We start from the raw sequence: 13,496 nt of genomic DNA, 5'->3' as shown, positions 1-13,496 counted from the left end.
TCTCGGTCGCCGCCGTCAACGGGCCCTCCTCCGTGGTCGTCTCGGGCGCCACCGACGGCCTCGACGCGTTCCTCGCCGCCTGCAAGGAACGCGGACTGCGCGCCCGCCGCATCCCCGTCGACTACGCCTCCCACTCGGCGCACGTCGACCGCCTCGCCGAGACCCTGCCCGCCGCCCTCGACGGCATCGAACCCCGCGAAGGCGACATCCCGTTCTTCTCCACCGTCACCGCCGACTGGCAGCCGGGCAGCGGCCTCGACGCCACCTACTGGCACCGCAACCTGCGCGGAACCGTCCGCCTGGAGGAGTCCCTGCGCGCCCTCGCCGACCACGGCCACGACGTGTTCGTCGAGTGCAGCCCGCACCCCGTCCTCACCGTCCCCGTCGAGGACACCCTCGCCGGCACCGACGCCGTCGCCCTCGGCTCGCTGCGCCGCGACGACGGCGGCACCGCCCGCGTCCTGACCGCGCTCGCCGCCGCCCACGTCGCCGGCGTCCCCGTCGACTGGCGGCCCGCCGTCTCCCACGGCCGGCCCGTCGACCTGCCCACGTACGCCTTCCAGCGCGACCGCTACTGGCTGGAGGCCGGCACCGGCCACGGCGACCCCGCCGGCCTCGACACCGCCGTCACCCTCGCCGACGGCGGAGCCGTCCTCGGCGGCACCCTCTCCCTCGCCGCACAGCCCTGGCTCGACGCCCACCGCGCCCACGGCATCGCCCTCGTGCCCGCCACCGCCCTCCTCGACTGGGCGGTCCGGGCCGGCGACGAGACCGGCCTGCCCACGGTGGCCGCCCTCGACGAACACCTCCCGATCACCGTCCCCGACGAGGGACGCGTCGAGATCCAGCTCACCGTCGCCGCCGAACCCGGCCCCGACGGACGCCCCTTCACCATCCACTCCCGCCCCGCAGGCACCGCCGACGACCCGGCACTCTGGACCCGCAACGCCACCGGCACCCTCACCACCCCGACCACCGAACCCGCCCCCGCCGCCCCGGCCGACGCCGCCCCCGCGGACACGACCGTCGACACCGGCGAGGCACACGACCGCCTGCACGCCAACGGACTCGACCTGACCGGACCCTTCCACGCCGTACGGTCCCTGCGGCGCTGTGGCGACACCGTCCTCGCCGACGTGGCGCTCCCCGAGTCCGCCCACGCCGACGCCGCCCGCTTCCGCCTCCACCCGGCGCTCCTCCAGGGCGCCCTCGCCCTCGCCGCGACCACCGAACACGACCCGCTGCCCCACCTGCCCACCGCCTGGCACCACGTCACCGTCCACGCCACCGGCGCCACCCGCCTCCGCGTCCGCCTCACCCGCACCACGGACGGCACCTGGAGGATCGACGCCCACGACGACGGCGGCGCCCCCGTCCTCACCGGCACCGCCGAGACCCGCCCCGCAGGCCCCGACCGGCTGCCCGCCGCCACCGGCCCGCACCCCCTGCACCACCTGGTGTGGACCCCGTTGACCGACCCGGCCGCCACCACCACGCCCGACACCGGCACTTGGGCGGTACTCGGCACCCCCGGACGACTCACCGCCGCCCTGGAACGCCGCGGCCTCCCCGTCCGGCACTACGCCGACCCGGCCGCCCTCGCCGCCGCCCTCGCCGACGAAACCCACGAACCCCCCGCCGTGGTCGTCGCCCACCACGGCCACACCACCGGCACCGACCCCGCCGACGCCGCCCACACCTGCGCCCACCGGGCCCTCGCCCTGGCGACCGAGTGGCTCCGCGAACCCCACCTCACCGGCAGCCGCCTCCTCGTGGTCACGCAGGGCGCCGTCGCCGCGGGACCCGAGGACACCGTGCCCGGCCTTCCCGAAGCCACCGCCTGGGGCCTGCTGCGCTCCGCGCAGAACGAACACCCCGGCCGCGTCCTCCTCGCCGACCTCGACCCGGCACCCGACGACGGACCCGACGACTCCGCCGACGCCCTCCTCACCGCCGCGGCCACCGCCGCACGCACCGGCGAGCACCAGTTCGCCGTCCGCGCGGGCACCGTCACCGTGCCCCGCCTGGTCCGCACCGACCACCCCGAACACACCCCCGCACCCGCCGTCACCGCCCCCTGGGGCGACGGAACCGGCTCGGGCACCGTCCTGATCACCGGCGGCACCGGCGCCCTCGGCGCCCTCGTCGCCCGCCACCTCGTCACCCGGCACGGCGTACGCCACCTGCTGCTCACCGGCCGCCGCGGACCCGACGCCCCCGGCGCCCGCGAACTCGCCGCCGAACTCACCGGACTGGGCGCCGAAGTCACCCTCGCGGCCTGCGACGCCGCCGACCGCGACCGACTGGCCCGGGTCCTGGCCGCCATACCCGACGAACACCCCCTGACCGCCGTCGTCCACGCGGCCGGCGTCCTCGACGACGCCCTGCTGGACGGCCTCACCCCCGACCGCCTCGACCACGTCCTGCGGCCCAAGGCCGACGCCGCCTGGCACCTGCACGATCTCACCCGCGACACCAAGCTCTCCGCCTTCGTGCTGTTCTCGTCCTACGCGGGCGTCGCCGGCGCCCCCGGCCAGGCCAACTACGCCGCCGCCAACGCCTTCCTCGACGCCCTCGCCGCCCACCGCCGCGCCCGCGGCCTCACCGCGCACTCCCTCGCCTGGGGCTTCTGGGAGGACCGCAGCGACCTCACCGGCGAACTCGACCGCGCCGACCTGGCCCGCCTGGAACGCCACGGCATCCGCCCCCTCACCGCCGACCAGGGACTCGGCCTCCTCGACGCCGCCACCCTCCTCGACACCGCCCACCTCGTCCCCGTACGGCTCGACACCCGCGCCCTGCGCGCCGACGAGGCACCCCCGCTGCTGCGGGCCCTGGCCCGCCCGGCCACCCGCCGCACCGCCACCACCAACCCGGACCACGGCACCCCCGCGGACTTCCGGGAACGCCTCGCCGCCCTCAGCGCACCCCAGCAGCGGGCGCTCCTGCACCGAACCGTCCTCGGCCACGTCGCCGCCGTCCTCGGCCACGCCTCCGCCGACTCCCTCGACGCCGGCCGCGGCTTCCTCGACCTCGGCATGTCCTCCCTGACCGCGGTCGAACTCCGCAACCGGCTCAACGCCGACACGGGACTCACCCTCCCCACCACCCTGATCTTCGACCACCCCGACCCGGCCGCCCTCGTACGCCACCTGCACGCCGAACTCGGCACGCACACCGCGGAACCGGACCAGCCCGTCTTCGCCGAACTGGCCGATCTCGAAGCCGCCGTCGGCGGCGCCGCCCTCGACGACCAGGACCGCGCCCACCTCGCCCAGCGCCTCAAGGCCCTCCAGTGGAAGCTCGACGCCACCCAGGACGGCGACGGCGACGACTCCGACCTCGACACCTCCACGGACGACGAGATGTTCGACCTCATCGACAACGAGCTGGGGCTCGCCTGACCGCGGTGCCCGCCGGTGTGACCACGAGCACGCCGACGGGCACCGCGCCCGCCCCGCCCCGGCCACCGCGTCCTTCTCGACCCCTCAGAGGAACCACCCCATGGCAAGCTCCGAAGCCAAGCTCCGCGACTACCTCAAGAAGGTCACCGCCGACCTGCGCCGCACCCGGCTGCGGCTGGAGTCTGTCGAGTCCCGGGACAGCGAGCCCATCGCCGTCATCGGCATGGCGTGCCGCTTCCCCGGCGGGGTCCGTTCCCCGGAGGACCTGTGGCGGCTGGTCGCCGACGGCACCGACGCGGTCGGCCCCCTCCCCGACGACCGCGGCTGGGACGTGGACGACCTCTACGACCCCGACCCCGGCACCCCCGGCAAGAGCTACGTCCGCGAGGGCGGCTTCCTCCAGGGCGCCGCCGACTTCGACGCCGACCTCTTCGGCATCGCACCCCGCGAGGCCCTCGCCATGGACCCCCAGCAGCGCCTTCTGCTGGAGACCGCCTGGGAGGCCGTCGAACGCGCCCGCATCAGCCCCGCCTCCCTGCGCAACACCGACACCGGCGTCTTCGTCGGCGGCGCCGACACCAACTACGGCTCCCTCGCCCGCACCACCGAGGAGACCGAGGGACACAACCTCACCGGCGGCGCCATGAGCGTCCTGTCCGGCCGCATCTCCTACACCCTCGGCCTGGAGGGCCCCGCCGTCACCGTCGACACGGCCTGCTCCTCCTCCCTCGTCGCCCTGCACCTCGCGGTCCGCGCCCTGCGCGCCGGCGAATGCTCCCTCGCCCTGACCGGCGGCGTCGCCATGATGCCCACCACCGAACTCTTCACCGAGTTCTCCCGGCAGCGCGGCCTCGCCGCCGACGGCCGCTGCAAGCCCTTCGCCGAGGCCGCCGACGGCACCTCCTGGGGCGAGGGCGTCGGCGTCCTCCTCGTCGAGCGGCTCTCCGACGCCCGCCGCAACAACCACCCCGTCCTCGCCGTGGTCCGCGGCTCCGCCGTCAACCAGGACGGCGCCAGCAGCCGCCTCACCGCCCCCAACGGCCCCTCCCAGCGGCGCGTCATCCGCGCCGCCCTCGCCGACGCCCGCCTCACCCCCGACCAGGTCGACGCCGTCGAGGCGCACGGCACCGGTACCACCCTCGGCGACCCCATCGAGGCCCAGGCCCTCCTCGCCACCTACGGACAGCACCGCCCCGACGGCCGGCCCCTGTTCCTCGGCGCCGTCAAGTCGAACATCGGCCACGCCCAGGCCGCCGCGGGCGTCGCCGGCGTCATCAAGACGGTCATGGCGATGCGCCACGGCGTGCTGCCCGCCACCCTCCACGTCGACGCTCCCACGTCCCACGTCGACTGGACCACCGGTTCGGTCGCCCTCCTCACCGAGGCCGTCGACTGGCCCACCGCCGACCGCCCCCGCCGCGCCGGTGTCTCCGCCTTCGGCATCAGCGGCACCAACGCCCACATCCTGCTGGAACAGGCCACGCCCGAACCCGCCGAGCCCACGGACTCCGGCACCCCGGCCGTGCCCGACACCGCCGCCGGGCTCCCGGCCCCGCTCGATCCGGCCGTCACCCCCTGGCCGCTCTCCGCCCGCTCCGAGAACGCCCTGCGCGCCCAGGCGGGCCGCCTCCTGACCCACCTCACGGCCACCGACGACCGAGCCCGCGACATCGCCCTCTCCCTGGCCACCAGCCGCGCCGCCCTCCCGCACCGCGCGGTCGTCCTCGCCACCGACCCCGCCACCACCGAGGCCGCCCTCACCGCCCTGGCCGCCGGCACACCCCACCCCGACCTCCACGAGGACACCGCCCGCGAAGGCTTCACCGCGTTCCTGTTCTCCGGTCAGGGGTCTCAGCGGCTTGGTATGGGGCGGGAGTTGTATGCCCGGTTCCCGGTGTTCGCGGAGTCGTTCGACGCGGTGTGCGCGGGGTTGGATGCTCATCTGGATGGTTCGGTGCGGGATGTGGTGTGGGGTGAGGACGCCGGGCTGTTGAACCGGACGGTGTTCGCGCAGGCGGGGCTGTTCGCTGTGGAGGTGGCGCTGTTTCGGCTTGTGGAGTCGTGGGGTGTGCGGCCTGAGTTCGTGGCCGGTCACTCCATTGGCGAGGTGGCTGCCGCGCATGTTGCCGGGGTGTTCTCCCTTGAGGACGCCTGTGCTCTGGTTGCGGCGCGTGGCCGGCTGATGCAGGCGTTGCCGGAGGGTGGCGCGATGGTGGCGGTGGAGGCGGCGGAGGCGGAGGTGCTGCCGAATCTCACCGACGACGTGTCCATTGCTGCGGTCAACGGGCCGTCGTCGGTGGTGGTTTCGGGTGTGGCGGAGGCTGTTGAGGCGGTCGCGGAGGTGTTCCGTGGGCTGGGGCGGCGTACGTCTCGTCTGAGTGTGTCGCACGCGTTCCATTCGCCGTTGATGGAGCCGATGCTCGACGATTTCCGTGGGGTTCTTGGTGGGTTGTCGTTTGCGGAGCCGGTTGTGCCGGTGGTGTCGAATGTGTCCGGTCGTATCGCCGGGGCGGGTGAACTGGCCGCTCCGGAGTACTGGGTGAGGCATGTCCGTGAGGCGGTGCGTTTCGACGACGGTGTGCGTGCTCTGGCCGCGGAGGGTGTGTCGCGGTTTGTGGAGCTGGGTCCCGACGGTGTGCTGAGCGGCATGGCGCGGGAGAGCGCGGGCGAGGACGCGGTCCTGGTCCCGCTGCTGCGCAAGGACCGCGAGGAGGAGACCACCGCCCTCGCCGCGCTCGGCCGACTCCACACCGTGGGCGTGACCGTCGACTGGGCCGCAGTCCTCGACGGCACCGGCGCCCGGCTGACCGACCTGCCCACCTACGCCTTCCAGCACGAGCGCTACTGGCCCGAGCCCAGCCCCACCACCGCCGGGGACGTCGAGTCCGCGGGCCTCCGCGCCGCCGGGCACCCCCTGCTCAGCGCCGCCGTCGAACTCTCCGACTCCGGCGGCCTGCTGCTCACCACCCGGCTCTCCCTGCGCACCCACCCCTGGCTCGGCGAACACGTCGTCATGGGCAACGCCCTGCTGCCCGGCACCGCCTTTGTCGAACTCGCCGTCCGGGCAGGCGACGAGGTCGACTGCGAACGCGTCGAGGAACTGACCCTCGCCGCCCCCCTCGTCGTCCCCGCCCAGGGCGGCATCCAACTCCACCTGCACGTCGGCCCGCCCGACGCCGCAGGCCGCCGTACGCTCACCGCCCGCTCCCGCGCCGAGGGCGCAGAGGGCACGCCCTGGACGGAGCACGCCACCGGCGTCCTCGCCCCCGGTGAGCGCACCGCCGACTTCGACACGACGGTCTGGCCGCCCGCCGACGCCGAACGACTCGACCTCACCGGCCTCTACGAGCGCATGGCCGACGGCGGTTACCACTACGGGCCGCTCTTCCAAGGCCTGCGGTCCGCCTGGCGGCGCGGCAACGACGTGTTCGCCGAAGTCGCCCTGCCCGACGGAGTGGACGGCGCCGAGTACGGCCTGCACCCCGCGCTGCTCGACGCCTCCCTGCACATCTCCGCCCTCGGCGGCCTCGCCCACGGCGTCGTCCCCTTCTCGTGGGAGGGGGTCTGCCTGCACGCCTCCGGAGCCCGCGAAGTCCGGGTCCGCCTGACCCGCACCGGTGACGAGTCCGCCACGGTCGCCGTCGTCGACCCCGCCGGAGACCCCGTCGCCACTATCGAGAACCTGGTACTGCGCGCGGTCGCCCCCGGGGTCACGGGCGCCGACACCCTCACCCGCGACGCCCTCTTCCAGGTGGAGTGGACCCCGGCACCCGCCGGGGACGACACCGACCGGACCACTCCGGTGGCGCTCGGCGACCTCGCCCTCCCGGCCGGGAACAAGTTCGCCACGTACTCCACGCTGGAGGAGCTGGCCTCCGCCGCCGAAGTGCCCCCCACGGTCCTGGTGGGCATGCCCCACGCGGACGGCGCCGACTCCGTGGAGTCCGGCCTCGTGGAGTCCACGCACTCCGCCGCCGCACACGCGCTCGATCTGGTCCAGGCCTGGCTGGCGGAGGAACGGGCCGCCGACTCGCGCCTGGTGTTCGTCACTTCCGGCGCCCCGAACGGCGAGAACCTGCCCGCCTCCGCCGTATGGGGCCTTGTCCGGTCCGCCGTGTCCGAACACCCCGGCCGCTTCGGCCTGTTGGACATCGAACCGGGCGCCGACCAGAACACCGTCCTCGCCGCCCTCGCCACCGGTGAGGCCGAGACGGCCGTCCGGGACGGAAAGGTACGGGTGCCGCGCCTGACCCGTGCGACAACGGGCGAGGCCGAGGGCCCGCAGTGGGACACTCTCACCGGTCCGGTACTGGTGACCGGAGGGACCAGCGGACTGGGCCGGGCCCTCGCCCGGCACCTGGTGACCGAGCACGGCGTACGGGACCTCCTCCTCGTGAGCCGACGCGGCACGGCCGCCGAGGGAGCGGCGGAACTGGTCGCCGAACTGTCGGAGTCGGGCGCCCGGATCACCGTCGAGGCCTGCGACGTGTCCGACGTGGACGCGGTGGCCGCCCTGATCGCCCGGCACGAGGTACGGGCAGTGGTCCACTCGGCCGGCGTGCTGGACGACGGCACAGTCGAAGCACTGACCCCGGAGCGCGTCTCGCGCGTGCTGCGGGCCAAGGCGGACGCCGCCTGGCACCTGCACCGGGCCACCCGGGACCTCGACCTCGCCGCCTTCGTCGTCTTCTCCTCCATGTCCGGCATCCTCGGCGGACCCGGCCAGGCCAACTACGCCGCGGGCAACACCTTCCTCGACGCCCTCGCCGCCCACCGCCGCGCCCAGGGACTCCCCGCCACCTCCCTCGCCTGGGGACCGTGGACCCAGGACACCGGCATGACCGGCGCCCTCTCCGACACCTCCGTCCAGCGCATCGCCCGCGCCGGAATGCCCGAACTGACCGCCGAGCAGGGCACCGCCCTCTTCGACGCCGCGCTGACCACCGCCGCGCCCCTTGTCCTCCCCGTCCGCCTCGACCCGACCGCACTTCGCGAGCAGGGCGACCTCCACCCGATGATGCACGGGCTCGTCCGACGCCGTACCCGCCGTTCGGCTGCGGGTGGTTCGGCGGCGACGGCGGGTCTGGTGCAGCGGTTGGGTTCGCTGGGTGTGGAGGAGCGGCGGGAGATGCTGCTCGATCTGGTGCGTGGGCAGATCGCTGTGGTGTTGGGTCATGCGGGTGCGCAGACGGTGGATCCGGCGCGGGCGTTCCAGGACTTGGGTTTCGATTCGCTGACGGCGGTGGAGCTGCGCAATCGTCTGGGCAAGGCGACGGGTCTGCGGCTGCCTGCCACGGTTGTTTTCGACTATCCGACGGCGCACGCGCTGGTGGGTTATCTGCTGGACGAGTTGTTCGGTGTCGTGGAGTCGGCCGAGGTGGTTCCGGCCGCGGTGCTGCCGTCGGTGGCGGACGATCCGGTGGTGATCGTCGGCATGGCGTGCCGGTATCCGGGTGGGGTGTCCTCGCCCGAGGACCTGTGGCGTGTCGTGTCCGAAGGCGTCGACGCCGTCTCGGAGTTCCCCACCAACCGCGGCTGGGACGTCGACGGCCTCTACAACCCCGACCGCGAGGCCACCGGCACCACCTACACCAAGGCCGGCGGCTTCCTCCACGAAGCGGGCGCCTTCGACGCCGAGTTCTTCGGGATGAGTCCGCGTGAGGCGGTGGCGACGGACGCGCAGCAGCGGTTGCTGTTGGAGACGACGTGGGAGGCGATCGAGCGGGCGGGTGTGGACCCGGTCTCCCTGCGCGGCAGCCAGACCGGCGTCTTCGCCGGAGTCATGTACAACGACTACGGCAACATGCTCGCCGACGAGCAGTACGAAGGCTTCCGCAGCAACGGCAGCGCCCCCAGCATCGCGTCCGGCCGTGTCTCCTACACGTTCGGGTTCGAGGGTCCCGCGGTGACGGTGGACACGGCGTGCTCGTCGTCGCTCGTCGCCATGCACTGGGCGGCGCAGGCTTTGCGGTCGGGTGAGTGCTCCCTCGCCGTCGCCGGTGGTGTGACGGTGATGTCGACGCCGACGACGTTTGTGGAGTTCTCGCGGCAGGGTGGGCTGTCGTCGGACGGGCGGTGCCGTTCGTTCGCGGATGCGGCTGATGGGGTGGGCTGGTCCGAGGGCGTGGGCATGCTCGTCTTGGAGCGGCTGTCGGATGCTCGTCGGTTGGGGCATCGGGTGTTGGCGGTGGTGCGGGGTTCGGCGGTGAATCAGGATGGTGCGTCGAATGGGTTGACGGCGCCGAATGGTCCGTCGCAGCAGCGGGTGATTCGTCAGGCGTTGGCGAGTGGTGGGTTGTCGGCCGGGGATGTGGATGTGGTCGAGGCGCATGGTACGGGGACGACGCTGGGTGATCCGATCGAGGCTCAGGCCTTGCTGGCGACCTATGGCCGGGACCGGGACCGGGACGCGGACGGTCCGCTGTGGCTGGGTTCGGTGAAGTCGAACCTCGGGCATACGCAGGCGGCTGCGGGCGTGGCCGGTGTCATCAAGATGGTGATGGCGATGCGGCATGGTGTACTCCCGCGTACGTTGCATGTGGATGCGCCCAGTTCGCATGTGGACTGGTCGGCGGGTGCGGTGGAGCTGCTGACCGGGGAGCGGGTGTGGCCGGGGGAGGGGCGTGTCCGTCGGGCGGGTGTGTCGTCCTTCGGCATCAGCGGCACCAACGCCCACGTCATCCTCGAACAGGCCGAACCCGTCGCCGAGGCGGAGCCGTCCGGAGACGGAGTCGCCTCCCTGGCCCCGGGTGTCGTGCCATGGGTCCTGTCGGGCCGGACGGAGGAGTCGCTGCACGCCCAGGCCGCCCGACTGCTGGCCCTCGTCGAGGCCGACCCCGGTCTGAGCCCCGTGGACATCGGGCTCTCCCTCGCCACCCAGCGTGCCCTGTTCGACCACCGTGCCGTCGTCCTGACCGACGACCGCGCGACCGCGGTCCGGGGCCTTGCCGCCGTATGCGTCGGCGAACCCGACCCGGCCGCCGTCGTCGGCGAGAGGGAGGCCGGCGGTCGTACGGCGTTCCTGTTCTCCGGTCAGGGGTCTCAGCGGCTTGGTATGGGGCGGGAGTTGTATGCCCGGTTCCCGGTGTTCGCGGAGTCCTTCGACGCCGTGTGTGCCGGGTTGGATGCTCATCTGGATGGTTCGGTGCGGGATGTGGTGTGGGGTGAGGACGCCGGGCTGTTGAACCGGACGGTGTTCGCGCAGGCGGGGCTGTTCGCGGTTGAGGTGGCGCTGTTCCGGCTGGTGGAGTCGTGGGGTGTGCGGCCGGAGTTCGTGGCTGGTCACTCGATCGGTGAGGTGGCTGCCGCGCATGTGGCGGGGGTGTTCTCCCTTGGGGATGCGTGTGCTCTGGTTGCGGCGCGTGGCCGGCTGATGCAGGCGTTGCCGGAGGGTGGCGCGATGGTGGCGGTGGAGGCGGCGGAGGCGGAGGTGCTGCCGCATCTCTCCGGCGGGGTGTCCATCGCTGCGGTCAACGGGCCGTCGTCGGTGGTGGTTTCGGGTGTGGCGGAGGCTGTTGAGGCGGTCGCGGAGGTGTTCCGTGGGCTGGGACGGCGTACGTCTCGGCTGAGTGTGTCGCACGCGTTCCATTCGCCGTTGATGGAGCCGATGCTCGACGACTTCCGTGAGGCCCTTGGTGGGTTGTCGTTTGCGGAGCCGGTTGTGCCGGTGGTGTCGAATGTGTCCGGTCGTATCGCCGGGGCGGGTGAACTGGCCGCTCCGGAGTACTGGGTGAGGCATGTCCGTGAGGCGGTGCGGTTCGACGACGGTGTGCGTGCTCTGGCTGCCGAGGGTGTGTCGCGGTTTGTGGAGCTGGGTCCCGACGGTGTGCTGAGCGGCATGGCGCGGGAGAGCGCGGGCGAGGACGCGGTCCTGGTCCCGCTGCTCCGCAAGGACCGCGAGGAAGTCACCGTCGTCCTCACCGCGTTGGCGCAACTGCATGTCCGCGGTGTGACCGCCGACTGGGCAACCGTGCTCGACGGCACGGGCGCCCAGCCGGTGGACCTGCCGACGTACGCCTTCCAGCACGAGTACTTCTGGCCCACCGGGACGGTCGCGGGCACCGGTGACATGCGACAGGCCGGACTGGGCGCTGCCGGACACCCGCTGCTCGGGGCAGCCGTCGAACTGGCCGGTTCCGACGGCCTGTTGTTCACCGGCCGCCTCTCCCTCCAGTCGCACCCCTGGCTTGCCGACCACGCCGTCCAGGGCCTCGTCCTGGTCCCCGGCACGGCCCTGCTGGAACTCGCCGTCCGCGCCGCCGACGAGGCGGGCTGCGACACCGTCGAGCAACTCACCCTGGCCACACCCCTCGTGCTGCCCGAGCGGGGCGCGGTACGCATCCAGGTGAGCGTCGGCGCACCCGACGACGCGGGCCGGCGTACCGTCGCCGTGCACTCGCGGGACGACGCCGCCGAAGAAGGCCGGCCGTGGACCCCGCACGCGGAGGGCGTCCTCGCCCCGGGCGCCACGGCCTCCGACTTCGAGGTCGCGCAATGGCCGCCGCGGGACGCCGTCGCGGTCGACGTGTCCGACTGCTACGACCGCCTCGCCGAGGCCGGACTCCACTACGGCCCCGTCTTCCAGGGCATGCGGTCCGCCTGGCGGCGCGGCGACGACGTGTTCGCCGAGGTCGCCCTGCCCGACGGCGTGGACGGTACGGCGTTCGTCCTGCACCCGGCGCTCTTCGACGCGGCCCTGCACTCCTCCTTCGCCTACGGCGACGGCGACGCTCCGGTGGGCGTACCGTTCGTCTGGGAGGGGGTCTCGCTGCACGCCTCCGGTGCCTCCGCCCTGCGCGTTCGTCTGACCCGGACCGGCGACGACACCCTGGCCGTACAACTGGCCGACCCCACCGGAGCGCCGGTCGCCTCGGTCGAGTGCCTGACCGTCCGCGCCGCCACCGACGGGGCGCGCGACGTGCCCGCGGCCGAGCCGCTCTACCGGGTGGACTGGGTCCGGGCGCGCGCGGTGGACGGTGCCGACGAGGTCGGTCCGGTGGCGGTGCTGGCTCCCGGCGAGGACTTCGGAACCCCGGCCCTCGCGGGTGACGGGTTCCTGGCCTTCCCGGGGCTTGAGGAGCTGGCCGCCGCCGACGAGGTGCCGTCCGTGGTGCTCGTGGGTGTCCCGGACGTGGGCGACAGCGCGGAGGTCGTGGACTCCGCGCACTTCGCCGCCGTCTGGGCCCTGGAACTCGCACAGGCATGGCTGGCCGAGGAGCAATTCGCCGACTCCCGGCTCGTGTTCGTGACGGGCGGCGCCGACGGACTCACGTCCGCGCCCGTGACGGGCCTGGTGCGCTCCGCCGCACTGGAGCACCCCGGACGCTTCGGACTGCTGCACCGGCAGGACGGCGCGGACGCCACCGCCCTCCGTGCGGCTCTCGCGCTGGACGAGACCGAGTACGCCGTCCGCGAGGGCGGCGCGTGGGCGCCGCGACTGACCCGGACGGCGGGCGCCGCGACTCACGCCGACGGGACCCGCACCGGCCTGTCCGGCCTGTCTGGCCTTTCCGGCCTGGACGAGGGCACCGTCCTGGTGACGGGTGGGACGGGTGGTCTCGGGCGTGTGCTGGCCCGGCATCTGGTGTTCGAGCACGGTGTGCGTGACCTGCTGCTGGTGAGCCGGCGCGGCCCTGCGGCCGAGGGCGCCGAGGAACTGGTCGAGGAGCTGGCACAGACCGGGGCACGCGTCTCGATCGCCGCCTGCGACCTGGCCGACCGCACCGCCGTGGACGTCCTGCTCGCCGGAGTACCGACCGACCGTCCACTGCGTGCGGTGGTGCATGCGGCGGGTGTGTTGGACGACGGGTTGTTGGAGTCGTTGTCGGGTGAGCGGGTGTCGGGTGTGTTGCGTCCGAAGGTGGATGCGGCGTGGAATCTGCACCGGGCGACGTTGGGTGTGGATCTGGCGGCGTTTGTGGTCTTCTCGTCGGTGGCGGGGGTGTTCGGGAGTGCCGGGCAGTCCGCTTATGCGGCGGGGAATGTGTTCCTGGACGCGTTGGTGGAGTATCGGCGGGGTCTGGGTCTTGCTGCTGTGTCGTTGGTGTGGGGTCCGTGGGCTCAGGATGCGGGGATGGCGGAGGGTCTGTCGGA

General features: G+C 73.5%; 2 protein-coding genes (1 of these 2 cut by a window edge). Both read left to right on the top strand.

What is annotated here, in order from left to right; translation table 11 throughout:
- Positions 1-32 precede the first annotated feature (32 nt).
- Positions 33-3,404 carry a type I polyketide synthase gene (locus AC4IHM_RS03405; RefSeq protein WP_490870751.1) on the top strand — a complete coding sequence of 1,124 codons (3,372 nt, stop codon included), beginning with the start codon at positions 33-35 and terminating at the stop codon, positions 3,402-3,404.
- Between the two features lie 100 nt (positions 3,405-3,504).
- Positions 3,505-13,496 carry the 5' portion of an SDR family NAD(P)-dependent oxidoreductase gene (locus AC4IHM_RS03400; RefSeq protein WP_490865592.1) on the top strand. Its footprint extends 21,682 nt past the window's final position, so 9,992 of the gene's 31,674 nt are visible here — the first part of the coding sequence; its start codon is at positions 3,505-3,507; the stop codon falls past the right edge of the window.

It is taken from the genome of Streptomyces sp. SL06 (genome assembly GCF_058244745.1).
The sequence above is the reverse complement of the archived record's forward strand: the minus strand, read 5'-3'. Positions and strand labels throughout refer to the sequence as shown.